This is a genomic window from Peptococcus simiae, assembly GCF_046097595.1.
GTDB classification, from domain to species: Bacteria; Bacillota; Peptococcia; order Peptococcales; family Peptococcaceae; genus Peptococcus; species Peptococcus simiae.
This window is the reverse complement of sequence record NZ_JBJUVG010000001.1, coordinates 231151-253690: the sequence shown is the minus strand read 5'-3', so window position 1 is coordinate 253690 and position 22540 is coordinate 231151. Positions and strand designations below refer to the sequence as shown.

Genomic DNA, 22540 nt, shown 5'->3' with positions numbered 1-22540 from the left:
TACCCTTTTGGCCCCTTCATTAAACCTTGATAAACCAATCCGAAGCCCGGCTCCATAAAAAAACGGCCCCTTGAGGAGCCATTCTTTAATTACATATAACTATGCATGCCTGGGAGGAGGAAGGTGACCCCCAACAGGGTAAAGAGAACCACAACAAAGCCAATAATGGCAAATATGGCTGCTTTCGTCCCCTTCCAGCCCCTTGACCGGTAGCCATGGAGGTAAACCGCATAAATCAGCCAAGTGATGAGGGCCCAGGTTTCTTTCGGGTCCCAGCTCCACCAGCTCCCCCAGACTTCTTCTGCCCAGATAGAACCGGTAATCAGGAGGAGGGTTTGGAAGATAAAGCCCATGACGACAGACTTATAGCCGACCCCATCATAGCGACGACCCAAGTCCGGATTTTCCCTCCCTTTTACTAGGTAGAGGATGGCCATGACAAAGGCCACCCCGAAGGCGGCATAGGCCACAATAGAGGTAAAGACATGGGCCGTTAACCAGACGCTCTTCAGAGCCGGCATGACCGGGTCATCCGAATGGGGAATGGTGTGAGCCAGGGCCAGGCTGGAGAAGGCCGCCAGGGAAAGGACCAGGGTCACTGCCACACTGGAAAAAATCCGGCGCAGGGGCAGGTAGGCCAGACCCATAGCAACGGCCAGGGCCACACAGAATTCATAGAGGCCGGTTAAGGGGATCCGGCTCAGGGTAATCCCCCGGGTCACCAGACCACAAAAGGTTAAGATAGTAAAAGCCAAGAGGGCCAGGGAAGCAATTTTTTCAAACCGGTCCGGCTGGGTCCAAAAGCCCACCATGGCACTGAGGACAGCAATGGCCCCGAATGCCGTAGCAATATACAACAATGTATCAGCCATGACGGCCTCCTTTCTTCAGGCGGATATCGTCCAGATAGCGCAAGACCAGGCCGACCAAGGCCAGGATAAAGCTGACGAATACCACCGGGACCCCACAATCATACTTAACCCTGAGGCCCGTATAGGGAACAAATTCATCAAAGGTCACCTGCATATTGCCCAGCATGCTCCGGCCGTTCTTTTGGAGGAGCCGCATATCCATGGGCTGGCCGCCGGCCTGGAGGGCCAGGGCCAGGTAGGGATTTTTAGGGGCCGCTGTGACCGATTGCAGGCTCCTGCTCTCAACATCATAGTTAGGCACAAAGATCTGGGCCAGAGACTGGCCTTCGGCCAAGGGGAACTCTTCCCCTTCCCGGAGGGCATAGGTCTGGGTCCCCTCCAGAGTGGTTACCTTGCCCCGGACCTCCCAGCCATACCGTTCTTGATAGATTTTAATAAAGCCTTGCCGGTAGGGGTGGTTAACGGAAATTGTCTTCTTGGTCTTCTCTCCCTTTTTATTGGTAACAGTCAAGTCGGATATATATTGGGAAGCAGACCCGTTATCATACCAGTCAATGTCAAACCGGTCCACTGCAACTGTATAGCCGGCCAAGGCCCCCTCGGTCAGCTTGGTCTTTTCGCCAGCCAGGAGGGAAACATCCTGGTCAGCCCCTGTAGCCAAGCTGAGCAAGGCCCCCGCTACCAGGAGGACAATTGACAGGTGGAGGATAACCGACCCAATAAGCTGCCGGCTTTTCCTAGCCCGGAGCCGGATGCCGGTGCAAACCACCAGGTAGAGGCAGAGCAGGATGCCCAAGGCAATGAACCATTTGCTATGGTAGATGTCTGCGAGCCCTGTCCGGATAAGGAGGCTGCCTAAACCCTGGCCATAATGGAAGGTATAGAACTCTTCACTTTGTTCCTGAGAAATAAAGGTTCCCAGTGCCGCTATAGCACTGAGAACCAATAAAAAGCCAATGGCGACCTTCATATTTAGAAGGCGACTTAAAAAGGTCTTTTTCATCATTTAGCCTACTTATCTTCTTTATTCTTGCCGGCTTCTTCCGCATCTGCGGAGAGATCCGGCAGTGTGCCACCCGCTTCCAGAATGGCCTGCTGGGCCAATTTAGTGGCTTCTTGGCAGAGGTCAATCCCCTTGGCCAGGTCGGCATAGGATTGTTGCGGGTTATGAAAACCAAAGCCATTGGTGACCATGACGCAGTCCATATAGTACTGGCCTTCTCGGTGAAGCCGTTGAGCCCGGGTGACCTTATCCTTGTCAACGCCGGGGAGGTCCTTGGCAACAGCCAGGGTTTTAATGGTTTCGGTTACAGCAGCCCCGGCCCGGTCTTCCATATTCTTGGTTTGCTTTTGGATGCTCTTGACCCGGCCCAGGAGCCAATCCTTGCTTTCTCTATGGCAGGTCAGGCAGCTTTGGTCCATGGTATCCAAGGGGCTGCCTACATTATGGGAGGAAATCTTTTGGTTCCCAACCTTCATATATGGCATATGGCAGTCAGCGCAGGAAACCCCGGCACTTTCATGGGTGGAGTTTTTAAAGTACTCATATTCCATATGACGCGGTTTAATGAGGGGAGACCCGCTATCCGGGTGGACCCATTCGGTGAAGTTAATAGAATCGTAATATTTAATCTGTTCTTCCGGCGTCAGCCCTTCTTTCCAGGGGAAGGTAACCTTATTGGTTTCCGGCTGGAAGTAGTAGGTAACGTGACATTGGGCACAGACCAGGGTCCGTTTTTCTTGCCGGCCGGCATCCTGCACATCAATCTCCCGTGCCTTCATAGCTTCCAGAAAGGGCGGTTGACGGAGGGCCAGTTCAGAGGGGTTATCCGTTTCATGGCAATTATAGCAGCCAACGGTATTTTCCAGTTGGTCATTGATCTTATGGAAGTCCATGGAATAATACTTGTCCCCGTATTTTTCAATCAAGCCGGGGATTTGGCTGGATTTACAGGTGTTACAGGCAGCCTGTTTAGGAGCCCAGCGTTTTTCGTCAATTTCCCGGATATCATCTAACATAAAGGCGTGTCCGCGGGGCTCATTAAACTCTGCAGCATAGCCGGTGCCCTTATACATTAATTTCATATACGGACGGGAGTCAAAGTGAGACGGATTCTCCGTATTTTCAATGGTTTTTTCAAATGACGCATACTGGGCTGGATAGTTCGCCTTCCAAGCCTCATTATTTTCCTGCTCTTGCGCAGAAATCGGTTTAATGACAGATTGTTTGAGTTCGGTGTTGTGGCCGAAGAACAAGCCGGCGCAAACACCTACAACAACTGCCACAACCACTGCTGATAGGGCAACAAGTGCCCCCTTATTTCTCCCTTTCATTATTCCCTACCTCCTTTTGCCATTGCATGGGCCGCTTGAAATGCTGCCAGGTCAGCCAGATCTGCTTGACCTGCCCCCGCCACTGCTTTCTTATCTACCTCTTCCGCTGTCGGTGCCCCTTGACCAAGGTCCACATAGTTTAAGTCTAAGTTGGTCATATTGGGCTTAATGGCATGCGGTGTATTCCGGTGACAATCAAAACAAGCCTTTCCGCCATCAGTCATGGTATCACCGATTTCTTCTAAGATACCCTTGTGGCAGCGGACACAGTTTTCCTGGATGACCCGTTTGGCATGACCGGAGGCATGAATTTCATAGGGATCCTTATTGCGGATAACCCCGACTAGGTCCACAGTACCGGTCCAGGCCTTGTCAAAGGCACCCCGGACTAAATGGTGAGGAACGTGACAATCACCACAGGTGGCATTGAGCCGGTGGGCCGAGTGAACATAGGTCTCAACTTGCGGATCCATAACATGGCAGGAACCGCAGAATTCAGTGCCATCAAGGCCTAAGGCTGGAATCTTAAGGCATAGCATCAATAAAAATACAGCTGCCAGCCCGGCGGTTATCCCTCCCAGAACTTTGAGACGCAAGGATCTTTTCACTGCCGTCACCTCCATACTTAAGCAATATCCTTATACATAAAGGATACCCATTTGAGTCCTAGCCTGTCAATGATGAATGGGTTATTCAGGTTTACGTTAAAGTTATATTTATTCCCTATAAGTCTTCTTCATACCATTTATTCACATCTACCACTGAGGGGTGGCCCGGATGAGAAAAAAGATAGGCCACCTGGGCTAAAAAAGCCAGGATAAAGACAATGGGGTAGCCAATCCGGCCCGGGTCTCGGCTGAGGACCATAAGGGGGCGGTCAGCTAGAACCTGGACCTTAATAGGGCCGGCTGTCCACCGGGCCCCGGCTGCAGTGGGCCCATGCCAGCTAATCCCTTCCGGGCTGGATAGGACGGCCTCATGGTCACTAAAAGTCAGCTCCCAATCGGCTAGGCTCCCGGTTAAGACCGGCTTGTCTTCCAAGGAGAGGATGGCCTGGCTGCCCAGGCCTAGGTTGGCAGCCTGGGCCAGGAAAAAGACCAGGGCCGCTGCGAGTAAGAGGCCGGTGCTCTTGGCGTGCCACTTGATGGCCACGGCGATAGCCAGCAGGGTCAAGCAGGCGCCGGCCAGGCTCACGACCAAGAGGATCAGCTGCCAAGGCCCGTCAAGACTGGCAATTCCGGCCTGGCCGGGCAGGGCCTCTGTATTTTGCCAGCCAACCACCAGGGCCAGACCCAGCCAAAGGATGCCGGTAAAAACCAGGGCCCTCAGCAGGGCTTGGATTGCAGAGTAAACCATCCAAGGCTGGAAGATTTTCCGTCTTTTTCTTTGCTTGTTCGTGTTGCCAATCGACATAGAGGCCCTCCTTACTGGCTCTGCGCTTGCTTTATTGGATGCAGCTAATGCAATGATATAGGTCTTCTTCGCTTAAGAAGTCAATAAAGCGGTCGGTTAACCGGGCTGTTAGGCCCCAGAGGTTATAGCCGCTGTCAGGAATGTCATAAAAAGCCACGATCTGGTTCCGCCGCTTCCATTGATAATTAGACCCACCTGGGAGCCTGGAAGTAGGGAAATCATCGCTGTAGCTGGCCTGAATCTTGGTCTCATAGTATTTAGGGGGGTTCTCGCAGAGCCAGGCCAAGGGCAGGGCGTAGACCTCCTCCACTTCATCTTCATTGGGCTGGATATCGGCCGGGGTCTTTCCGTCAATAAAGCCCACAAAGCAGTAAATAATGGCGGTTTCAGTGACTATGAAGTCCATTTCACCCAGGAGGCGGATATCCGTTCGCTCTAGGCACAATTCTTCCATGGCCTCGCGGACCGCTGCATCAGACGGGCATTCACCGGGTTCGATGGCGCCGCCGGGAAAGGATGTTTCACCGGGCTGGGAAATCCTGGCCGACCGGACTTCGTAAAGGACGTACCATTCATCTTCCATCCGGACCAGGGGCAAAAGGACGGCAAAGGCGTGACGTTTGCCCAGGGGTTGGGGGTCATACTTCAATAAACCGGTGGTTAGGGCATCAAGAAACGGTTCCATTTTATCCCTCCTTACCGTAATCATATCACGGATTCCCCGGCCCTGCTATAGATAAGGAGAAATTTTAGCCCCTCCTGGACGCGGCCGGCCCTCAAGCTAAAAAAGGCAAAAAAATAAAAGCCCCTGTGGAGGCAAGGGCTTTTACAGCAATGTTGGATCAGCCAACACGTTTGGAGGTGAGAAGGTCACAACCTTCAACAAAGAGGAGTATAGAGGTGTTGAAATTAGGTATCCCTAACTTCTGAATACAGTATATCGTCTTTGGTTTTAGTTGTCAATAGCTAACTTCACTTTTTTATCACTTTTTTTCAATTTATTTTTCATCCCCCTAGAAAGCTGCCGGGGCCGGGGAATAAACCGGTTCACTGCCCGACAGTAGCCGGTATAAGCCGGGCCATACCGGTCGGCCAGCCAGCGCTCCTCGGTGTATTTTAAGAGGAGGGTCCCATAGAGCCAAAAGAGGACCGGTAAAGGAGCCAGAATCGGATTACCGGCCAGGACCAGGAGCCCGGTCAGTAAAAATAAAAAGGCGGCATAAATGGGGTGGCGGCAGTAGGCATAGGTTCCCTCGGTCACCAGCCGGTCGGCCTTAATGTCAGCCATGACCCGCTGGAAGATAACGGTCTTGACCCATAGCGCCAGGCCGGCCAGGATAGCAACCAGGCCAAGGGGAATAAGAACCAGTGCCCCACCCCGCCTGCCCAGGGGGCTGCGGCCATACCGGCGCAGGCCCAGGAGGGTGGCCAGGAGACAAGGAATGACATAAAAGGGGCCTACCCCTAAAAGACCCAGGGGGTTCCGCCAATTTTTCATAGGGTTTTCCTTCTTTCTGCTTAAAAAAGGTTGATAAAGATGGCCCGGGGGCCTACCAGGTCTTCGGGCCGGCCGGCATCCAGCCGGTCTATGCCCTGGGCCAGGTCTTCTTTATCGTAATAGACCCGTTCCAGGAAGAGGCCCTCAGCCGGGGCGGTGTTCCCCCCCTCCTCCCGCTTGCCACTTGCCAGGGCGCGGGCAAAGGTGCCGGCCGGTTTGCGACCGGTAGCCTCATCCAGGGCGGTGCCGACCAGGTTCCGGACCATCTTCCGTAAAAAGCCATCGCCTATCAGATAAATGGCCCAGTAGTCACCGGCCCGGAGGACCCGGACCCGGTAGAGGGTCCGGTCATAAGTCAGGGTGGTGGCCCCCCGGCCGCAAAAGCCGGCAAAGTAATGGGTCCCCTGGGCCTGGGCCAGCACCTTGGAAAAGACAGCGCCGTCCACCGGGCGGATTTCATGGGCCAGGTACATATGGCCAATGGCCGGGAGCCGGCGGCCGGTGTAAAGCTGGTAGCCGTAGCACTTACCACAGGCCATTTTTCGAGCATGAAAGCCCGGGGCTACCTGGGCCACCTGGTTGGCGGTGATATCTGCCGGCAAATAGCGGTTAAAGGCGTAGATTAGGCCCTCGGCACTTATATTACGGACCGTATCAAAATGAAAGACCTGGCCCTTGGCATGGACGCCGGCATCGGTCCGGCCGGCGGCGTGGACGATGATGGGTTCATCCAGGAGCTTGGTGAGCCGGTCTTCCAGGACGCCCTGGACCGTCCGCAGGTCTTTGCCAGCCTGGCGCTGGAAACCGTGAAAACCTGACCCATCATAGGCGATGGTGACCTTAAAACGCGCCATAATAAGCCCCCAGACGGGTCACAATGGCCGCCAGTAAAAAGATGGCCCCGATGGCCAGGGCCAGGTAGTCCAGCCGGGTATAGGCCAATTCCCTTAGCCGGGTTCGCCCCTCCCCCCCATGGTAACACCGGGCCTCCATGGCCAGGGCCAGGTCATAGGCCCGCTGGAGGGCCGACAGGAAGAGGGGCACCAGGATGGGCAGGAGGGCCTTGGCCCGCCGGAGGATGCCGCCGGATTCAAAGTCCGCCCCCCGGGCGGTCTGGGCCTTCATGATTTTATCGGTTTCCTCCATAAGGGTGGGGATGAAGCGCAGGGCAATGGTCATCATCATGGCCAGCTCATGGGCCGGGACCCCTATCCGCCGGAAGGGCTTGAGTAGAGTTTCAATGGCCTCGGTCAGAGCCATAGGGGTGGTGGTCAGGGTCAGGACGCTGGTGATGAGAACCAGGAGGACCAGGCGGGTGCACATAAGGAAGGCCATGAAGAGCCCCTCTTTAGAAATATGCAAAAAGCGCCAGGACCAGATATAGTCCCCCGGGGTCAGGAAAATCTGCATGAGCCCGGTAAAGACGATGATAAAGAGAAGGGGTTTCAGGGCCTTGAGGTAGTAGCGGATAGGCACGCCCGACAGGCCTAGGACCGTCAGGGCGCCGACAAAGACCAAGATAAAGCCCGGCGGCGTCTTGACCACAAAGAGGGCAATCATGAAAAAGAGAATGCAGACGATCTTGGTCCGGGGATCTAAGCGGTGGAGAATAGAATCCCCCTCGACATACTGACCAATGGTTACATCAAATGCCATCCTGCTCCCCCTTTCTCTTAGCTAAGGCCTCTAAAATCGCCTGCCGGGCCCCCTCAATCGTAATGGCATCGGTTGCCACCGGCAGGCCGGCCGCTTCCAGCCGGTGGAGGAGGGCCGTCACCTGGGGAACCCCCAGGCCAATCTCCCGCAGGGCCTCGACATGGCGGAAGACTTCCTTCGGCGGCCCGTCAAAGGCCACCTGGCCCCCATTCATAACAATGATCCGGTCGGCATAGTCGGCGACATCGTCCATGGAGTGGCTGACTAAAAGGATACCCATGCCGGCCTCCCGGTGGAGCCGGGCCACATTTTCCAGGACCCGGTCCCGGCCCAGGGGGTCCAGCCCGGCAGTCGGTTCATCTAAGACCAGGTACTTGGGCCGCATGGCCAGGACCCCGGCTAGGGCCACCCGGCGTTTTTGCCCCCCGGACAGGTCAAAGGGGGCCTTGTCGGCAAAGTAATCATAATCCAGGTCCACCAGGGCCATAGCCTCCCGGACCCGGTCCCGGACTTCGGCTTCGCTAAGGCCCTGGTTTTTAGGACCAAAGGCTATATCCTTGGCCACGGTTTCTTCAAAAAGCTGGTGCTCCGGGTACTGGAAGACCAGACCCACCCGGCGTTTGACCGCCCGGGCCTGGTCCCCTTTTTCCTGGGAACTGACCCCATCAATAAGGACCTGCCCCATGCTGGGCGCCAGAAGGGACCCGACCAACTGGACCAGGGTCGACTTCCCACTGCCGGTATGGCCAACCAGGCCGGTAAAGGTCCCCTCTTCTATGGTTAAGTTAATATCTTTTAAGGCCCACCGGTCACTGGCATTCTCGCCATACCGGTGGCTCAACTCTTTAAATTCTAAGGGCATAGGGCTTCCACCATTTCTTCCGGGGTCAAAATGTCCCGGGCCAGCCAGGGACAGTCATCATGGAGCAGCTGGGCCAGCTCGGTCACAACAGGGACATCCAGGTGGAGGTCCTTTAAGGTCTCAACCTGGCTAAAAATCTCCCGGGGCCGGCCTTCTAGGACAATTTCGCCCCCGGTCATAACCAGGACCCGGTCGGCCGGTACGGCCTCTTCCATGTAGTGGGTGATGTTGACCACGCCAATGCCGGCTGCTTTCAGCTCCAGCATGGTGGCCAAAATTTCCTCCCGGCCCCGGGGGTCCAGCATGGCCGTCGGTTCATCAAAGACGATGTAGTCCGGCTCCATGGCCAGGACACCGGCAATGGCCACCCGCTGCTTTTGGCCACCGGACAGGTGGTGAGGCTCGGCCTCTTTAAAGTCTGTCATCCGGACCCTGGCCAGGGCCTCATCAATCCGCTTGAGGATTTCTTCTCTAGGCAGGCCCAGGTTTTCCGGGCCAAAGGCCACATCCTCCATGACGGTGGTGGCCACCAGTTGGTTATCCGGATTTTGAAAGACCATACCCACCTTCTGGCGGATGGCCAGGGTCAGGTCCGGGTCTTTTGTATTTAATCCATCGACAAGAACCTCCCCTTCTGTCGGAAGGAGGAGGGCATTTAAGTGTTTGGCTAGGGTAGATTTCCCACAGCCGTTCCGCCCCAGGACCGCCAGGTATTCCCCGGGTGAGACCTGGAGGCTGACGCCGGCCAGGGCATCCGGCTGGGCCGGGTCTGCATTGGCATACCGGTGGACCAACTGGCGCACCTCTATCATAATCATTCTCCATTCAGTCATCTGTTCTTGCAGTAATAAGCTTGTTCCGTTGGTATTTTACCATAGAAAGGCCCGGCATTAAAGCATCCGGCGCTGGCAAGGGTATCGTAACCCGGCCGAACAAGCATAAACAAAAAGCCGCTCTTAACTGAGCGGCTTTCTATGTAAACGCCTGACACACAGGGTGCCATGCGTATAGGATTAAACCAGTTCGATAATTGCCAGGGGTGCAGCATCGCCGCGACGGAAACCGGCTTTTAACACGCGGGTATAGCCACCGTTACGGTCTTCATAGCCCGGGGCAATTTCTTTAAAGAGTTTCTGGACCACGTCTTCATCGGTTAAATAAGCCATGGCTTGGCGGTAAGCAGCCAAGTCGCCTTTTTTACCGAGGGTAATCATTTTTTCCACCTGACGACGCACTTCTTTAGCCTTAGGCAGGGTGGTTTCAACCCGGCCGTGTTCTAAAACGCTGGTGGTCATATTGCGCAAAATGGCGCGGCGGTGGGATATATCGGATCCGATTTTTCTATGATTCATTCCCGAACCTCCTTTTACTCATCATTTGATTTGAGAGAGAGGCCAAGTGCACCCATTTTTTCAGTGACTTCTTCTAACGACTTTTTACCCAGGTTTCTGACTTTCATCATGTCATCCTTGGTCTTTTGGGTTAGTTCAAGCACTGTATTGATGCCGGCTCGTTTGAGGCAGTTGTAGCTGCGCACAGACAGATCCAGCTCTTCAATGGTCATATCCAGCACTTTGTCTTTCTCTTCTTCTTCTTTTTCAATCATGATGGCCGTATCTTCCATGCCCTCTTTGAGCTTAATGAACGGCTCAAGGTGGTCGGTTAAGATACGCGCTGCCCATGACAGGGCCTCAGTCGGTGTTAAGTTACCGTTAGTGCCAATGGTCAGGGTCAGGCGATCTTTTTCAGTATCCTGGCCAACACGGGTATCTTCGACGGAAAAATTCACTTTGTGCACCGGCGTATAGATGGAATCGATGGGAATGGTCCCGATGGGCAAGTCATCTTTTTTGCTCTTATTCTTTTCAGCGGACACATAACCGTTACCGGTTTCCACGACCATTTCAATATACAGGCGACTGTCTTTATCCATGGTGGCGATGTGTAGGTCCTTGTTGATCACTTCCACAGCTTCTGTGGTAAGGATATCCGCACCGGTCACTTCGCCTTCTTCGGTGGCGTTAATGATAATGGTTTGGGCCTCATCATTATCGCATTTTAAAGCCAGTTGCTTGATATTCAAAATCATTTCGGCAACGTCTTCCTTGACACCGGGCACCGTCGAAAATTCGTGTAGGACACCGTCAATCTTGACAGAAGTGACGGCAGCTCCCGGAATAGAGGAGAGCAAAATACGTCTGAGGGCGTTGCCCAGGGTAACGCCAAAGCCATGTTCTAACGGCTCAATGACAAATTCGCCATAGCAATCGCCGGACTCAGGTGTTTTGCGTTCTTCGATTCCAAACTTGTCAAATTCAATCATGTACTGACCTCCAGTGCAAGATGCCCACTCTATTACTTACTGTAGAGCTCTACGATCATCTGTTCATCGACAGGGATGTCGATTTCTTCACGGGTCGGTTCTGCAACGATGGATACGCTTCTATTATTGGTATCCAATTGCATCCAAGCCGGCGGTGTTACCACGCCTAAAGCATCTACGTGCGCTTTAAAGTGGGGAGATTGGGCACTCTTCTCTTTGAGTTCAATAACATCACCGACGGAAATTTCCATGGAAGGAATGTTGGCTTTTTTGCCGTTGACGGTGAAATGATTGTGCACAACCATTTGACGGGCTTCACGACGGGTTTTAGCAAAACCTGCACGCCAGACAATGTTATCGAAGCGTTTTTCCAAGAGGATGATCAGGTTTTCACCGGTCATGCCGCTCATACGATTGGCTTTGTTATAGTAGTTACGGAAAGGTTTTTCCATAACGCCATAGATGAATTTAGCTTTCTGCTTTTCTTGCAGCTGCATGCCGTATTCGCTCAGTTTCTTGCGGCCACGTTGGGGGACGCGTTTGGAGGATTTGCTATAGCCCAGGTAGGCCGGGGAAATCCCCAGAGCACGACAGCGTTTAACGATAGGTTCTCTGTTTCTGGCCATCTTAACCCTCCTTATACTCTTCTGCGTTTCGGCGGACGGCAACCGTTATGTGGAATCGGGGTGACGTCCTTAATCATGCTGACTTCAAGACCTGCAGCCTGCAGGGCACGGATAGCGGCTTCACGGCCGGAGCCGGGGCCTTTAACCATGCATTCGATTTCTTTTAAGCCATATTCCATAGCGGCCTTAGCAGCGGTTTCAGCAGCAACTTGAGCTGCGAAAGGCGTGCTTTTTCTGGACCCACGGAAACCCATACCGCCGGCAGACGCCCAGCTTAAGGCATTCCCTTGGGTGTCGCTAATGGTTACGATGGTATTGTTGAAAGAGCTTTTGATATGGGCTACACCGCGTTCAACCGTTCTACGGTCTTTACGGCGGCCACGCGTGCTTTTTCTTTGTTGTTTAGCCAACTGACTTCACCCCTTTACTTTTTACGTTTGCCTGCTGCAGACCGCACTTTACCCTTGCGGGTCCGGGCATTGGTTTTGGTTTTTTGACCGCGAACCGGCAGCCCTTTACGGTGACGAATGCCACGGTAGCAGCCGATTTCAGTCAGACGTTTGATATTTAAGTTGGTTTCACGACGCAAGTCCCCTTCAACGGTGAGTTCGGAGACGGCTTCGCGCAACTTTGCTTCATCTTCATCAGTTAAGTCACGAACACGGACATCGGGATCGATGCCGGTTTGCGCGACCAGTTGATCGGCAGTGGAACGACCAATGCCGTAAATATAGGTGAGCCCTACAACAATACGCTTGTCTCTGGGCAGGTCGACACCTGAAATTCTTGCCATATTTGCACCTCCAGCACTTAGCCTTGGACTTGTTTGTGTTTTTTATTGTTGCAAATAACCATCACACGACCCTTGCGTTTGATGATCTTGCATTTTTCACACATCGGTTTTACAGATGCTCTCACTTTCATATAGGAACCTCCTTAGAGTCGGTCTATTTGAAACGGTAGGTGATCCGACCGCGAGATAGGTCGTAAGGAGAAAGCTCCACCGTTACCCGGTCCCCCGGAAGGATTTTTATAAAGTTCATGCGGATTTTACCGCTAATATGTGCCAATACCGTATGCCCGTTTTCAAGTTCCACCTGAAACATGGCATTGGGTAAAGCTTCAAGGACGGTGCCTTGAACTTCGATGACGTCTTTACTCATGGATGGCCTCCTTTTGCTTTGGCAATTATAGCGCCGTTAAAATAACGGGACCATCAGCTGTCAGGGCGATGGTATTTTCATGGTGGGCAGCACGTTTGCCATCATTGGTCAGGACGGTCCAGCCATCAGACTGAACGGTCACTTCCCAGGTCCCTTCGGTAATCATCGGCTCAATGGCCAGGCACATGCCTGTTTTGAGGCGGACACCCCGACCGGGACGCCCATAGTTGGGAATCTGCGGGTCTTCGTGCATACTGGTGCCAATGCCGTGACCACAAAAGTCACGGACCACCCCGTAACCACGGCTCTCACAGTATTCCTGGACAGCGTGGCCGATATCCGATAGACGGTAGCCTTCACGGGCGTATTTCAGGGATTCTTCAAAGGATGCCCGGGTCACTTCTATCAGGTCCAGGGCGGCCTGGTCTACCTGCCCGCAAGGGAGGGTTCGTGCAGCATCGCCATGGTAGCCGTTTAAGATGGCGCCAACATCAAAGCTGATGATATCACCCTCTTTGAGGATGGTATCCGCATTCGGGATGCCGTGAACGACTACATCATTAATGGATGCGCAAATGCTGCCGGAAAAGCCATTGTAGTTTTTGAAGGAGGGGATGGCCCCTTTGCCGCGGATGTAATCTTCGGCAATGGCATCCAACTCCAGGGTACTGATGCCGGGCTTTAAGGCCTCGGCCAGTAAGGCATGGGTTTCGGCTACAATGCGGCCGGCTTCACGCATGAGGGCTATTTCCCGCTCTGTTTTTATGGTAATCATTGGCGGGCCTCAAGGGCTTGTTTAATATCTTCAGTGACTTGGCCTACATCTTGTTGACCGTTAATCCGGACCAAAACCCCTTCCTTCTCATAGTAGTCTATGAGCGGCTGGGTTTGACCGGCGTAAACAGACAGACGGTTTTTAGCTGTTTCTTCGTTATCGTCTTTGCGTTGGTATAAGGGACCTCCGTCCTTATCACACACGTCAGCCGTTTGGGGCGGGTTAAAGACGGTGTGGTAGGTGGCGCCGCAGGTCTTGCAGATCCGACGCCCGGTTAGTCTTTTGATGAGTTCTTCCTCAGCAACTTCGATATTTAAGGCAGCGTCCAACTGCATATCCAGGTCATTTAGAATGTCCTTTAAGGCTTCTGCCTGGCCAACCGTCCGCGGAAAGCCATCCAGCAGGAAGCCTTTTTTGCAGTCATCTTCTGCCAAGCGTTCACGTACGATGCCGATGGTCACTTCATCCGGCACCAAGTCGCCGGCTTCCATGTAGCGTTTGGCTTCAAGGCCCAGTTCGGTCCCATCAGCTTGCGCCTTCCGGAACATATCACCGGTAGAGATATGCGGAATGGCATAAGTCTCTACTAAAAATTCAGCCTGGGTGCCTTTCCCGGCACCGGGAGGTCCCATGAGTAAAATTTGCATTTTTCTTTCCCTCCGATTACTTCATAAAGCCCTGGTAGTTGCGCATGAGCATATTAGATTCAATCTGCTTCATGGTATCCAGAGCCACACCGACCACAATGAGAAGCGACGTCCCACCGAAATACAGGTTCATACCGGTTGCCCCAAGGATGATGGCCGGCAGCACAGCGATGGCCGCTAAGAAGAAGGCGCCAAAGAGGGTGATCCGGCTCATAACGCGGGTGATGTATTCAGAGGTCGGGCGACCCGGACGCAGGCCCGGAATGAAGCCGCCGTTCCGGCGAATGTTATCACTCACATCAATCGGGTTAAAGGTGATGGAGCTGTAGAAGTAGGTGAAGAACAGGATAAGGAGCGCATAGAAAATGTTATAGGTGATGCTGTTCGGGCTCATGTTTTGGCTAATGAAGTTAGCCACGCTGTTGTTCGGGAAGAAGGTAGCAACAGTGCTCGGCAGCATCATAATGCTCATGGCGAAAATGACAGGGATAACCCCTGCAGAGTTCACTTTAATGGGGATATGGGTAGATTGACCGCCATAAACCTTCCGGCCAACAACCCGTTTCGCATACTGAACCGGTACGCGACGTTCACCTTGGTTCACCACAATGATCCCCATGATGATGAGTAAGGCGATGATTAAGAAGAAGAATACATACAGGAAGCGGATTGGGCCACCCTGGACATATTCGTATAAGGTGTTGATCCCGTGGGGAATCTTGGATACGATCCCGGCAAAAATGATGAGTGAAATGCCGTTACCAATCCCTTTTTCCGTAATCAGCTCACCAATCCACATCAGGCAGGCGGTCCCTGCAGTGAAGGTCACGGCGATAACGATGATGGAAAAAGCACCTTGGGCAATAACAGCTTGACGTAAGAGACCGATGGTCATCCCCAGGGCTTGGATAAAGCCCAGGATTACGGTTAAGTACCGGGTCCATTCGACCATCTTCTTCCGGTCGTCCTTAGCCATCGCTTCAATACGGGGGCTAATAACGGTCATCAGCTGCATGATAATGGATGCGTTAATGTAGGGGGTGATGCTCATCGCAAAGATGGAGATATTACGGAAGCCGCCCCCGGAAATGATATCAAAAAAGCCTAAGAGCTTGGCCTGGTCGACCAATTGGTCGATGGCTTCTTTATTAAAGCCCGGAACGGGGATATGGGTCCCAATCCGGAAGATTAAAAACATAATCAAGGTGAAGATGATTTTTTTACGCATCTCAGGGGTGCGTATTGCTTGATTTAAGGTAGCAAGCATTACTTAATCACCTCGGCTTTACCGCCGGCAGCTTCGATCGCTTCTTTTGCTTTAGCGCTGAAGGCTTGAGCCTGAACAGTTAATGCGCGGTCGATTTCGCCATTAGCTAAGACTTTGACACCTCCGTTTTCCATTTGTTTCACTAATCCGCAATCAATCAGCTCATCCGGTGTTACAACAGACCCGGCTTCAAAGCGATTTAAGTCGGCCAGTGAGATAACGGAATAACGGACACGGAAGGGGTAGTTTGAGAAGCCACGTTTAGGCAGGCGACGTTGCAGGGGGGTTTGACCACCTTCGAAGGAGGGGCCTTTACCACCACCGGACCGAGCCAATTGACCCTTGTGCCCTCTACCGGACGTTTTACCAAGGCCGGACCCAATCCCGCGACCCTTACGTTTTAATCTATGACGGCTGCCTTCGGCAGGATGTAATTCATGTAATTTCACTTGACAGCACCTCCTAACTACGCGTCGATTTCTTCTACAGTTACGAGGTGGCTAACCTTACCAATCATACCACGAACAGTGTCGACGTCAGGACGTACAACACTGTGGTTGGTCTTGGTCAGGCCCAGCGCTTTAACAACCTTTTTCTGAGAAGCAGAAGCGCCAATTACGCTTTTACTCAGGGTTATTTTTAAATTGGCCATGTCCACCCTCCTAGCTCCAGATTTCTTCGATGCGTTTACCACGCAGGCGAGCTACGTCTTTAATATTTTTCATTTCGGACAAGCCGGTGATGGCTGCACGAACGATGTTGATTTGGTTATCGCTGCCCAGAGATTTAGCAAAGATGTTCTTGATCCCGGCCAGTTCAGCGACGGCACGAACGGCCCCGCCGGAAATAACCCCGGTCCCTTCAGAGGCCGGTTTAAGCATGACACGTGCTGCCCCGTAACGGCCTACAGCACTGTGCGGAATCGTGTCCCCTTTAACCAGCGGTACACGAACCAGGTTCTTCTTAGCGTCTTCTACGCCTTTGCGGATGGCTTCCGGCACTTCGTTCGCTTTACCCAGCCCGACACCGACAATGCCGGCACCGTTGCCGACCACGACGAGGGCGCTGAAGCTGAAGCGTCGACCACCTTTGACAACTTTCGCCACGCGGTTAATGGTGACGACACGTTCTTCGAGCTCGAGCTCATTTGCATTGATGAGTTCTTTATTCACGCTTTTCCCTCCTTTGGCCTAAAAGTCCAGTCCGGCTTCACGAGCGCCTTCAGCCAGTGCTTTAATGCGGCCATGATAAACATTACCGCCACGGTCGAAGACGACTTTAGTGATGCCCTGCTCAAGTGCTTTTTTACCGATTGCTAAGCCCACCTCATGAGCCTGTTCAGTTTTGTCGCCCTCAGCACTAGCCTTTAAGGTAGAGGCGCTCACCAAGGTCTTACCAATGCTATCGTCAATAATCTGTGCATAGATATGACGTGCGCTGCGAAATACAGACAAACGTGGGCGGTCTGCAGTGCCTTGGAGATAAAAACGCATTCTTTTATGTTTTTTCGCACGAATCGCTTTGCGATCATAATTTTTCTTCAAAACAGGTCACTCCTTTCCGGCCCTACTTGGTGCCGGTCTTACCGGCTTTCAGTTTGATATGTTCGTTTTCGTAACGGATACCCTTGCCCTTGTAAGGTTCAGGTAAGCGAACGGCACGAATATCTGCTGCAACGTCGCCGACGAGTTCTTTATCTGCACCGGATACAACAACCTTGGTCGCTTCCGGGGCTTCAATGGTGATCCCTTCCGGGGCTTCCATCTCAACGGGATGGCTGTAGCCGACGTTTAAGGTTAATTTATTACCGCTCACCAGGGCACGATAGCCGACCCCTTTTAAAATCAGAGTCTTGGAATACCCGGTATGAACCCCTTCAACCATATTATTAACTAAGCTGCGGGTCAAGCCCCAAAGGGGACCGTAAGCCTTTTCCTGGTTTTCAGGTGTTTTTACGATAATTTCACCGTTTTCCATTGTCAGGACCATATCTGAATGCATGGTCTTCGTTAATTCGCCTTTAGGCCCCTTGGCATGAACCACGTTGCCTTCAGCGATATCCACAGTAACCCCTTCAGGGATTACGATCGGTTTTTTACCAATTCGACTCATTTGGCACCTCCTACCAGATGTAGCAGAGCACTTCGCCGCCGAGCCCGTCTTTGCGTGCCTGGCGATCGGTCATGATGCCGTGGCTGGTGGAAATAACCGCCACACCAAGGCCCCCGAGCACTCTGGGAACGTTGTCTTTTTTGCAGTAGACCTTCAGGCCGGGTTTGGAGATGCGCTTGAGACCGGAGATAACGTGTTCACGTTCCGGGCCGTATTTCAAGGTCACCGTCACAATGCCTTGCTTGCCATCTTCGGTCACGTCATAATTTTTAATAAACCCTTCTTCTAAAAGGATTTCCGCAATGGATACTTTTACTTTAGAAGCGGGGATTTCAACTTTTTCATGCCGCTGCATATTTGCATTGCGGATACGGGTTAAAAAATCCGCGATGGGATCTGTCATTACCATTTATTTATGACCTCCTTCCAGGGTAGGGCTTACCAGCTGGATTTCGTAACACCCGGCAGTTCGCCTTTGCTGGCCAGTTCACGGAAGCAAACGCGGCATAAGCCAAATTTGCGCATATAGCCGTGAGGGCGGCCACAAACTTTACAACGATTGTGTTCACGAACTTTATATTTGGGCGCTTTGCGTACTTTTTGAGACGTCTTTGCCATTTTATACCTCCCAATTAACCTGCAAACGGCATGCCAAGCGCCGTTAAGAGCGCCTTGCCTTCTTCGTCCGTTTTAGCTGTGGTGGTAAAGGCGATTTGCATACCGCGCACCTTGTCCACCTTATCGAAATCGATTTCCGGGAAGATCAGCTGTTCACGAAGGCCGAGGGAATAGTTGCCACGACCATCGAAACTCTTAGGAGATACGCCACGGAAGTCCCGAACACGCGGAAGGGCTACGTTAAAGAGGCGGTCGATGAATTCATACATCCGATCACCACGCAGGGTTACTTTGACCCCAATCGGCATGTCTTCACGCAGTTTGAAGCCTGCGATGGACTTTTTAGCCCGGGTGACAACCGGTTTCTGACCGGTAATCGCAGCGATGTCTTCTAAGGCTGCATCAAGGGCTTTCGGGTTGGCGATTGCTTCGCCGAGGCCGATGTTTACCACTACCTTGTCCAGCTTAGGAATGGCCATGACGTTTTCATAGCCGAATTCTTTGACTAAAGCCGGTGCAATATCATTCGTATATTTGTCCTTAAGTCTTGCCATGATGTCCTCCTTTCTTAAAATTCTGCTCCGGTGCTGACCAGGATGCGAACTTTTTTACCGTCTTCATCAACACGGTAACCAAGGCGGGAGCCTTTTTTATTCTTCGCATCATAGGCCATCACGTTAGATACATGAATGGGCATTTCTTTATCAACAATGCCGCCCTGCGGATTCGCCTGGCTGGGTTTGGTATGCCGCTTAGCGACAGCCACACCTTCAACGATCACGCGATCTTTTGCCGGGAGCACTTTAATGATCTTACCGATCTTACCTTTATCTTTACCGGAAATGACGATGACTTCATCGCCCTTTCTCAATCTGATTTTTCCCACTGTATTCACCTCCGCTTAAAGCACTTCGGGTGCCAAAGAGACGATTTTCATGAAGTCTTGACGCAGCTCTCTGGCTACGGGCCCGAAAATACGGGTGCCGCGGGGACCCTTATCGTCCTTGATGATCACAGCAGCATTTTCGCTGAAGCGAATATAAGAACCGTCAGCGCGTTTAACTGCGCGTTTTGTACGAACAACGACCGCTTTAACGACATCGCCTTTCTTGACCACGCCACCGGGTGTTGCTTCTTTGACGGAGCAAACTATGATATCCCCAACGGATGCGTAGCGACGCTTGGTCCCACCGAGCACGCGAATGCACAGGAGTTCTTTAGCGCCGGTATTATCGCCAACCTTGAGTCTTGTTTCCTGTTGTATCATTCTGTCTTCCTCCTAAACTACCGCCTACACAATGTCAGCGCGTTCGATGATGGAATCCAGACGCCATCTTTTGGTCTTGGAAAGGGGACGGGTTTCCATAATTCTAACCCAATCGCCTACTTTGGCGTCGTTGTTTTCATCGTGCACTTTGTATTTTTTGGTGTGTTTAGCGATTTTGCCGTACAGAGGATGTGGCGAATGGCTGTCCACGGCAACAACGATGGTCTTGTCCATCTTGTCGCTGGCAACAGTACCGTAGCGGACTTTTCTTAAATTACGTTCTGCCATTTTTTACCTCCTAATCAGTCAAGATCGCCGGCGATTTCGCGTTCGCGAATCACGGTTTTTGCGCGGGCGATATCTTTACGGACCTGTTTTAATTGCATCGGATTTTCGAGCTGACCGGTCGCCATTTGGAAACGCAGGTTGAAAAGCTCTTCTTTGAGGTCCAGAACTTTTTTATTTAATTCATCCATAGAAAGATCTCTTAAAGCTTCAGCTTTCACTCTGATCGCCCTCCATTTCCTCACGTTTGACGAATTTGCAAGTCAAGGGCAACTTGTGTGCGGCCAAACGCAGTGCTTCACGTGCAACAGGTTCGGGCACGCCGCCGATTTCAAACATAACCCGGCCCGGTTTGACGATAGCTACCCAGTAGTCAGGTGCCCCTTTACCGGAACCCATGCGGACTTCGGCGGGCTTAGCGGTAACCGGTTGGTCCGGGAAGATTTTAATCCATACTTGGCCACCACGTTTAATGTAACGGGTCATGGCGATACGGGCGGCTTCGATTTGGCGACTGGTTACCCAGTGGCCGCTGGTAGCCTGTAAACCGTATTCACCATAGGTGACCTTGGTGCCCCGATGGGCCTTACCCTTTAAGCTTCTACGATGAGGGCGGCGCCATTTTGTTCTTTTAGGCATTAACATGCTTACCGACCTCCTTTTTTATTTTGAATGCCGGCAGCTTCCGGTAGGACTTCCCCTTTATAGGTCCAAACCTTAACACCGATTTTACCATAGGTGGTATCGGCTTCATAAAAGCCGTAGTCGATGTCTGCACGCAGGGTGTGCAGGGGTACCTTACCTTCAGTGGCCCATTCGGTCCGGGCAATGTCAGCCCCGCCGAGGCGGCCGCTTACGGCAACTTTAATCCCTTTAACACCGGCCTTGTTGGCACGTTGCAGGGCTTGTTTGATGGCACGACGGAAAGCGATCCGACGGACCAAAGCTTCTGCAATGCTTTCAGCGATGAGCTGAGCATCTGCCTCAGGGCGTTTAACTTCCATAACAGAGATGGAAACGCTCTTACCGGTCATTTTTTCCAATTCTGCACGAAGGACTTCGATTGCAGACCCGTTTTTGCCGATGACAATGCCCGGCTTAGCGGTATGAATCGTCACTTTTACTTTCGTCGTGCCGGTCCGTTCAATGATAATGGAGGATACGCCACTTTCGAAAAGTTTTTTCTTGACGAATTCGCGAATTTGAAAGTCTTCATGTAAAAGATCCACATAGTTTTTATCATCAGCATACCATCTGGCATCCCAGTCACGGATGATGCCGACGCGCATGCCAATCGGATTGACTTTTTGACCCACTTTTTTCCTCCTATCTTTCAGCGACCGTAATGGTGATATGACTGGTCTTTTTGGTAATACCGTCAGCACGGCCCATGGCACGCGGTTTGAAGCGCTTAATGGACGGGCCCTGGTCAACGGTAGCACATGAGATGTATAAAGAATCAGTGCTCATGTCATAATTATGTTCAGCATTGGCGACGGCGCTCTTAAGCACCTTTTCGACAATAGGAGAGGCCTTGTGAGCGGTAAATTTTAAAGTGATCATGGCTTCTTCAACGCTTTTGCCACGGATCAAGTCAACAATTTGACGGGCTTTCAGCGGGGAGATGCGTACGAATTTTGCACATGCTTTTGCTTCCACTTGGACGCCTCCTTCCTATCTTAACCCGGTGGATTTTTCGCCGCCACCGTGACCACGGAAGGTACGGGTCGGGGCGAATTCACCTAGTTTATGTCCAACCATATCCTCAGTAACGTATACCGGGATGTGTTTTCTGCCATCATGGACGGCAAAGGTATGACCGACGAATTCAGGGAAAATCGTCGATGCACGACTCCAGGTCTTAATGACTGATTTTTCGTTCGCTTCGTTCATTTGAACGACACGATTGTAAAGCTTTTCGTCTACAAAAGGTCCCTTTTTTAACGATCTGCTCATTACATTCACTCCTTCCTCGCCGGCTTACTTGCCTTTTCTGGATCTGACGATGAACTGGTTGCTCAGTTTCTTAGGATTACGGGTCTTACCACCGTGAGCCACTTTACCCCAAGGAGATACAGGGGACTTACGACCAACAGGTGCGCGACCTTCACCACCACCGTGCGGGTGATCATTCGGGTTCATAACAGAACCGCGAACATGGGGGCGTTTGTTCATCCAGCGAGAACGGCCGGCTTTACCGATGGAGATGTTGGCGTGTTCACTGTTGCCGACTTCGCCAATGGTAGCCCGGCAGGTGAGTAAAATACGACGCATTTCGCCGCTCGGCAGACGGACGGTGCCGTACTTGCCTTCTTTAGCCATGAGCTGGGCGCCGACGCCGGCGCTGCGGCAAAGTTGGCCACCCTTACCCGGTTGCAGTTCAATGTTGTGGATGAAGGAACCGTTCGGGATATTGGCCAGAGGGAGGGCGTTACCGATTTTGATGTCGGCATCGCTACCGGAGTAAACTTTATCCCCTACTTTGAGGCCGTCCGGGGCGAGAATGTAGCGTTTTTCACCATCTACATAGTGTAAAAGGGCAATCCGGGCACTCCGGTTCGGATCGTATTCGATCGTTGCTACCCGAGCGGGGATGCCGTCTTTGTTCCGTTTGAAGTCAATGATACGATATTTTCTTTTATGGCCGCCGCCATGGTGGCGAACCGTGATGACACCACGGCTGTTACGACCTGCTTTTCTGTGAAGCGGTTCGAGAAGCGATTTCTCCGGTTTGTCGGTGGTCACTTCCGTAAACGGAGAGACCGTCATATGACGAACACCGGCAGAAGTCGGTTTAAATGATTTCAGTGCCATTTAGTACC

At 52.3% G+C, this 22540-nt stretch carries 38 protein-coding genes; all 38 read right to left on the bottom strand.

Annotation, left to right across the window (positions count from 1 at the left end):
- Positions 1-89: 89 nt before the first annotated feature.
- Positions 90-872, bottom strand: a complete 783-nt coding sequence (gene ccsA / locus ACKQTC_RS00990) for a cytochrome c biogenesis protein CcsA (RefSeq protein ID WP_408976572.1) — start codon at positions 870-872, stop codon at positions 90-92.
- Entirely contained in the window at positions 865-1842 is a 978-nt protein-coding gene (locus tag ACKQTC_RS00985; protein ID WP_408976571.1) for a cytochrome c biogenesis protein ResB, read from the bottom strand. The genes ccsA and ACKQTC_RS00985 overlap by 8 nt, the downstream gene beginning before the upstream one ends.
- A gap of 41 nt (positions 1843-1883) precedes the next feature.
- Entirely contained in the window at positions 1884-3206 is a 1323-nt protein-coding gene (locus ACKQTC_RS00980; protein ID WP_408976570.1) for an ammonia-forming cytochrome c nitrite reductase subunit c552, read from the bottom strand.
- Positions 3206-3829, bottom strand: coding sequence for a NapC/NirT family cytochrome c (locus ACKQTC_RS00975; RefSeq protein ID WP_408976569.1), 624 nt, complete (start codon positions 3827-3829; stop codon positions 3206-3208). The genes ACKQTC_RS00980 and ACKQTC_RS00975 overlap by 1 nt, the downstream gene beginning before the upstream one ends.
- A 100-nt stretch (positions 3830-3929) precedes the next feature.
- Complete coding sequence (locus tag ACKQTC_RS00970; protein ID WP_408976568.1) at positions 3930-4619, bottom strand: hypothetical protein; 690 nt, start codon at positions 4617-4619, stop codon at positions 3930-3932.
- 31 nt (positions 4620-4650) lie between these two features.
- On the bottom strand, positions 4651-5304 hold the full coding sequence (locus ACKQTC_RS00965; protein WP_408976567.1) for an NUDIX hydrolase: 654 nt from the start codon (positions 5302-5304) through the stop codon (positions 4651-4653).
- 267 nt (positions 5305-5571) lie between these two features.
- Positions 5572-6117, bottom strand: a complete 546-nt coding sequence (locus ACKQTC_RS00960) for a methyltransferase family protein (RefSeq protein WP_408976566.1) — start codon at positions 6115-6117, stop codon at positions 5572-5574.
- A gap of 20 nt (positions 6118-6137) precedes the next feature.
- A complete protein-coding gene (gene truA / locus ACKQTC_RS00955) occupies positions 6138-6971 on the bottom strand; it encodes a tRNA pseudouridine(38-40) synthase TruA (RefSeq protein ID WP_408976565.1) in 834 nt (277 codons plus the stop codon).
- Positions 6958-7773, bottom strand: a complete 816-nt coding sequence (locus ACKQTC_RS00950) for an energy-coupling factor transporter transmembrane component T family protein (protein WP_408976564.1) — start codon at positions 7771-7773, stop codon at positions 6958-6960. The genes truA and ACKQTC_RS00950 overlap by 14 nt, the downstream gene beginning before the upstream one ends.
- A complete protein-coding gene (locus ACKQTC_RS00945) occupies positions 7763-8635 on the bottom strand; it encodes an energy-coupling factor transporter ATPase (RefSeq protein ID WP_408976563.1) in 873 nt (290 codons plus the stop codon). Before ACKQTC_RS00945 ends, ACKQTC_RS00950 begins: the two co-directional genes overlap by 11 nt.
- Positions 8626-9468 carry an energy-coupling factor transporter ATPase gene (locus ACKQTC_RS00940; protein ID WP_408976562.1) on the bottom strand — a complete coding sequence of 281 codons (843 nt, stop codon included), beginning with the start codon at positions 9466-9468 and terminating at the stop codon, positions 8626-8628. Before ACKQTC_RS00940 ends, ACKQTC_RS00945 begins: the two co-directional genes overlap by 10 nt.
- A 180-nt stretch (positions 9469-9648) precedes the next feature.
- Entirely contained in the window at positions 9649-9987 is a 339-nt protein-coding gene (rplQ, locus tag ACKQTC_RS00935) for a 50S ribosomal protein L17 (RefSeq protein WP_408976561.1), read from the bottom strand.
- Between the two features lie 14 nt (positions 9988-10001).
- Positions 10002-10958, bottom strand: coding sequence for a DNA-directed RNA polymerase subunit alpha (locus ACKQTC_RS00930; RefSeq protein ID WP_408976560.1), 957 nt, complete (start codon positions 10956-10958; stop codon positions 10002-10004).
- Between the two features lie 32 nt (positions 10959-10990).
- Entirely contained in the window at positions 10991-11584 is a 594-nt protein-coding gene (gene rpsD, locus ACKQTC_RS00925) for a 30S ribosomal protein S4 (protein WP_408976559.1), read from the bottom strand.
- An 11-nt stretch (positions 11585-11595) separates the two neighbouring features.
- Positions 11596-11994 carry a 30S ribosomal protein S11 gene (gene rpsK / locus ACKQTC_RS00920; RefSeq protein ID WP_408976558.1) on the bottom strand — a complete coding sequence of 133 codons (399 nt, stop codon included), beginning with the start codon at positions 11992-11994 and terminating at the stop codon, positions 11596-11598.
- Positions 11995-12008: 14 nt separating this feature from the next.
- Positions 12009-12377, bottom strand: a complete 369-nt coding sequence (gene rpsM, locus ACKQTC_RS00915) for a 30S ribosomal protein S13 (protein ID WP_408976557.1) — start codon at positions 12375-12377, stop codon at positions 12009-12011.
- Between the two features lie 17 nt (positions 12378-12394).
- Positions 12395-12508 (bottom strand): 50S ribosomal protein L36, encoded by a 114-nt coding sequence (gene rpmJ, locus ACKQTC_RS00910; protein ID WP_091791156.1) that lies wholly within the window; start codon positions 12506-12508, stop codon positions 12395-12397.
- 23 nt (positions 12509-12531) lie between these two features.
- Positions 12532-12747 (bottom strand): translation initiation factor IF-1, encoded by a 216-nt coding sequence (gene infA, locus ACKQTC_RS00905; RefSeq protein ID WP_091791155.1) that lies wholly within the window; start codon positions 12745-12747, stop codon positions 12532-12534.
- Positions 12748-12772: 25 nt separating this feature from the next.
- Positions 12773-13522 (bottom strand): type I methionyl aminopeptidase, encoded by a 750-nt coding sequence (gene map, locus ACKQTC_RS00900; RefSeq protein WP_408976556.1) that lies wholly within the window; start codon positions 13520-13522, stop codon positions 12773-12775.
- Positions 13519-14169, bottom strand: a complete 651-nt coding sequence (locus ACKQTC_RS00895; protein ID WP_408976555.1) for an adenylate kinase — start codon at positions 14167-14169, stop codon at positions 13519-13521. Before ACKQTC_RS00895 ends, map begins: the two co-directional genes overlap by 4 nt.
- Positions 14170-14185: 16 nt before the next feature.
- Positions 14186-15436, bottom strand: a complete 1251-nt coding sequence (gene secY / locus ACKQTC_RS00890; protein WP_408976554.1) for a preprotein translocase subunit SecY — start codon at positions 15434-15436, stop codon at positions 14186-14188.
- Positions 15436-15885 (bottom strand): 50S ribosomal protein L15, encoded by a 450-nt coding sequence (rplO, locus tag ACKQTC_RS00885; protein ID WP_408976553.1) that lies wholly within the window; start codon positions 15883-15885, stop codon positions 15436-15438. Before rplO ends, secY begins: the two co-directional genes overlap by 1 nt.
- Before the next feature lie 17 nt (positions 15886-15902).
- Positions 15903-16088: a 50S ribosomal protein L30 gene (rpmD, locus tag ACKQTC_RS00880; RefSeq protein WP_408976552.1), complete on the bottom strand. Its 186-nt coding sequence runs from the start codon at positions 16086-16088 to the stop codon at positions 15903-15905.
- Positions 16089-16098: 10 nt separating this feature from the next.
- Complete coding sequence (gene rpsE, locus ACKQTC_RS00875) at positions 16099-16593, bottom strand: 30S ribosomal protein S5 (protein WP_408976652.1); 495 nt, start codon at positions 16591-16593, stop codon at positions 16099-16101.
- Between the two features lie 33 nt (positions 16594-16626).
- Positions 16627-16980 (bottom strand): 50S ribosomal protein L18, encoded by a 354-nt coding sequence (rplR, locus tag ACKQTC_RS00870; RefSeq protein ID WP_408976551.1) that lies wholly within the window; start codon positions 16978-16980, stop codon positions 16627-16629.
- A 22-nt stretch (positions 16981-17002) separates the two neighbouring features.
- Positions 17003-17548 carry a 50S ribosomal protein L6 gene (gene rplF / locus ACKQTC_RS00865; protein ID WP_408976550.1) on the bottom strand — a complete coding sequence of 182 codons (546 nt, stop codon included), beginning with the start codon at positions 17546-17548 and terminating at the stop codon, positions 17003-17005.
- Between the two features lie 10 nt (positions 17549-17558).
- Complete coding sequence (rpsH, locus tag ACKQTC_RS00860; RefSeq protein WP_091791146.1) at positions 17559-17957, bottom strand: 30S ribosomal protein S8; 399 nt, start codon at positions 17955-17957, stop codon at positions 17559-17561.
- Between the two features lie 29 nt (positions 17958-17986).
- A complete protein-coding gene (locus tag ACKQTC_RS00855; RefSeq protein WP_091791145.1) occupies positions 17987-18166 on the bottom strand; it encodes a type Z 30S ribosomal protein S14 in 180 nt (59 codons plus the stop codon).
- 14 nt (positions 18167-18180) lie between these two features.
- Positions 18181-18720, bottom strand: a complete 540-nt coding sequence (gene rplE, locus ACKQTC_RS00850; protein WP_408976549.1) for a 50S ribosomal protein L5 — start codon at positions 18718-18720, stop codon at positions 18181-18183.
- A gap of 14 nt (positions 18721-18734) precedes the next feature.
- Positions 18735-19043: a 50S ribosomal protein L24 gene (gene rplX, locus ACKQTC_RS00845; RefSeq protein WP_408976651.1), complete on the bottom strand. Its 309-nt coding sequence runs from the start codon at positions 19041-19043 to the stop codon at positions 18735-18737.
- Positions 19044-19067: 24 nt separating this feature from the next.
- On the bottom strand, positions 19068-19433 hold the full coding sequence (gene rplN / locus ACKQTC_RS00840; protein ID WP_408976548.1) for a 50S ribosomal protein L14: 366 nt from the start codon (positions 19431-19433) through the stop codon (positions 19068-19070).
- Positions 19434-19457: 24 nt separating this feature from the next.
- Positions 19458-19721: a 30S ribosomal protein S17 gene (rpsQ, locus tag ACKQTC_RS00835; protein ID WP_408976547.1), complete on the bottom strand. Its 264-nt coding sequence runs from the start codon at positions 19719-19721 to the stop codon at positions 19458-19460.
- 14 nt (positions 19722-19735) lie between these two features.
- Positions 19736-19939 carry a 50S ribosomal protein L29 gene (rpmC, locus tag ACKQTC_RS00830; RefSeq protein WP_091791141.1) on the bottom strand — a complete coding sequence of 68 codons (204 nt, stop codon included), beginning with the start codon at positions 19937-19939 and terminating at the stop codon, positions 19736-19738.
- Positions 19929-20363, bottom strand: coding sequence for a 50S ribosomal protein L16 (rplP, locus tag ACKQTC_RS00825; RefSeq protein ID WP_408976546.1), 435 nt, complete (start codon positions 20361-20363; stop codon positions 19929-19931). Before rplP ends, rpmC begins: the two co-directional genes overlap by 11 nt.
- A gap of 2 nt (positions 20364-20365) precedes the next feature.
- Positions 20366-21034, bottom strand: coding sequence for a 30S ribosomal protein S3 (gene rpsC, locus ACKQTC_RS00820; protein ID WP_408976545.1), 669 nt, complete (start codon positions 21032-21034; stop codon positions 20366-20368).
- A 10-nt stretch (positions 21035-21044) separates the two neighbouring features.
- Entirely contained in the window at positions 21045-21377 is a 333-nt protein-coding gene (rplV, locus tag ACKQTC_RS00815) for a 50S ribosomal protein L22 (RefSeq protein ID WP_408976544.1), read from the bottom strand.
- A gap of 15 nt (positions 21378-21392) precedes the next feature.
- Positions 21393-21674 carry a 30S ribosomal protein S19 gene (rpsS, locus tag ACKQTC_RS00810; RefSeq protein WP_408976543.1) on the bottom strand — a complete coding sequence of 94 codons (282 nt, stop codon included), beginning with the start codon at positions 21672-21674 and terminating at the stop codon, positions 21393-21395.
- A 24-nt stretch (positions 21675-21698) separates the two neighbouring features.
- Entirely contained in the window at positions 21699-22532 is an 834-nt protein-coding gene (gene rplB, locus ACKQTC_RS00805) for a 50S ribosomal protein L2 (protein WP_408976542.1), read from the bottom strand.
- Positions 22533-22540: the final 8 nt, after the last annotated feature.

What these genes read in the sequence shown, in the direction of transcription:
- ACKQTC_RS00945 (WP_408976563.1), bottom strand. Translation starts at nt 8,635, where the DNA reads ATGCCCTTAGAATTTAAAGAGTTGAGCCACCGGTATGGCGAGAATGCC.
- rplP (WP_408976546.1), bottom strand. Translation starts at nt 20,363, where the DNA reads ATGTTAATGCCTAAAAGAACAAAATGGCGCCGCCCTCATCGTAGAAGC.
- rplE (WP_408976549.1), bottom strand. Translation starts at nt 18,720, where the DNA reads ATGGCAAGACTTAAGGACAAATATACGAATGATATTGCACCGGCTTTA.
- map (WP_408976556.1), bottom strand. Translation starts at nt 13,522, where the DNA reads ATGATTACCATAAAAACAGAGCGGGAAATAGCCCTCATGCGTGAAGCC.
- rpmD (WP_408976552.1), bottom strand. Translation starts at nt 16,088, where the DNA reads ATGGCCAATTTAAAAATAACCCTGAGTAAAAGCGTAATTGGCGCTTCT.
- rpsH (WP_091791146.1), bottom strand. Translation starts at nt 17,957, where the DNA reads ATGGTAATGACAGATCCCATCGCGGATTTTTTAACCCGTATCCGCAAT.
- ACKQTC_RS00855 (WP_091791145.1), bottom strand. Translation starts at nt 18,166, where the DNA reads ATGGCAAAGACGTCTCAAAAAGTACGCAAAGCGCCCAAATATAAAGTT.
- rpsD (WP_408976559.1), bottom strand. Translation starts at nt 11,584, where the DNA reads ATGGCCAGAAACAGAGAACCTATCGTTAAACGCTGTCGTGCTCTGGGG.
- rplN (WP_408976548.1), bottom strand. Translation starts at nt 19,433, where the DNA reads ATGATACAACAGGAAACAAGACTCAAGGTTGGCGATAATACCGGCGCT.
- rpsM (WP_408976557.1), bottom strand. Translation starts at nt 12,377, where the DNA reads ATGGCAAGAATTTCAGGTGTCGACCTGCCCAGAGACAAGCGTATTGTT.
- rplQ (WP_408976561.1), bottom strand. Translation starts at nt 9,987, where the DNA reads ATGAATCATAGAAAAATCGGATCCGATATATCCCACCGCCGCGCCATT.
- ACKQTC_RS00975 (WP_408976569.1), bottom strand. Translation starts at nt 3,829, where the DNA reads ATGGAGGTGACGGCAGTGAAAAGATCCTTGCGTCTCAAAGTTCTGGGA.
- ACKQTC_RS00960 (WP_408976566.1), bottom strand. Translation starts at nt 6,117, where the DNA reads ATGAAAAATTGGCGGAACCCCCTGGGTCTTTTAGGGGTAGGCCCCTTT.
- rpmJ (WP_091791156.1), bottom strand. Translation starts at nt 12,508, where the DNA reads ATGAAAGTGAGAGCATCTGTAAAACCGATGTGTGAAAAATGCAAGATC.
- infA (WP_091791155.1), bottom strand. Translation starts at nt 12,747, where the DNA reads ATGAGTAAAGACGTCATCGAAGTTCAAGGCACCGTCCTTGAAGCTTTA.
- ACKQTC_RS00940 (WP_408976562.1), bottom strand. Translation starts at nt 9,468, where the DNA reads ATGACTGAATGGAGAATGATTATGATAGAGGTGCGCCAGTTGGTCCAC.
- ACKQTC_RS00950 (WP_408976564.1), bottom strand. Translation starts at nt 7,773, where the DNA reads ATGGCATTTGATGTAACCATTGGTCAGTATGTCGAGGGGGATTCTATT.
- rplB (WP_408976542.1), bottom strand. Translation starts at nt 22,532, where the DNA reads ATGGCACTGAAATCATTTAAACCGACTTCTGCCGGTGTTCGTCATATG.
- rpsS (WP_408976543.1), bottom strand. Translation starts at nt 21,674, where the DNA reads ATGAGCAGATCGTTAAAAAAGGGACCTTTTGTAGACGAAAAGCTTTAC.
- ACKQTC_RS00980 (WP_408976570.1), bottom strand. Translation starts at nt 3,206, where the DNA reads ATGAAAGGGAGAAATAAGGGGGCACTTGTTGCCCTATCAGCAGTGGTT.
- ACKQTC_RS00985 (WP_408976571.1), bottom strand. Translation starts at nt 1,842, where the DNA reads ATGAAGGTCGCCATTGGCTTTTTATTGGTTCTCAGTGCTATAGCGGCA.
- ccsA (WP_408976572.1), bottom strand. Translation starts at nt 872, where the DNA reads ATGGCTGATACATTGTTGTATATTGCTACGGCATTCGGGGCCATTGCT.
- ACKQTC_RS00970 (WP_408976568.1), bottom strand. Translation starts at nt 4,619, where the DNA reads ATGTCGATTGGCAACACGAACAAGCAAAGAAAAAGACGGAAAATCTTC.
- ACKQTC_RS00930 (WP_408976560.1), bottom strand. Translation starts at nt 10,958, where the DNA reads ATGATTGAATTTGACAAGTTTGGAATCGAAGAACGCAAAACACCTGAG.
- rplF (WP_408976550.1), bottom strand. Translation starts at nt 17,548, where the DNA reads ATGAGTCGAATTGGTAAAAAACCGATCGTAATCCCTGAAGGGGTTACT.
- secY (WP_408976554.1), bottom strand. Translation starts at nt 15,436, where the DNA reads ATGCTTGCTACCTTAAATCAAGCAATACGCACCCCTGAGATGCGTAAA.
- ACKQTC_RS00965 (WP_408976567.1), bottom strand. Translation starts at nt 5,304, where the DNA reads ATGGAACCGTTTCTTGATGCCCTAACCACCGGTTTATTGAAGTATGAC.
- truA (WP_408976565.1), bottom strand. Translation starts at nt 6,971, where the DNA reads ATGGCGCGTTTTAAGGTCACCATCGCCTATGATGGGTCAGGTTTTCAC.
- rpsQ (WP_408976547.1), bottom strand. Translation starts at nt 19,721, where the DNA reads ATGGCAGAACGTAATTTAAGAAAAGTCCGCTACGGTACTGTTGCCAGC.
- ACKQTC_RS00895 (WP_408976555.1), bottom strand. Translation starts at nt 14,169, where the DNA reads ATGCAAATTTTACTCATGGGACCTCCCGGTGCCGGGAAAGGCACCCAG.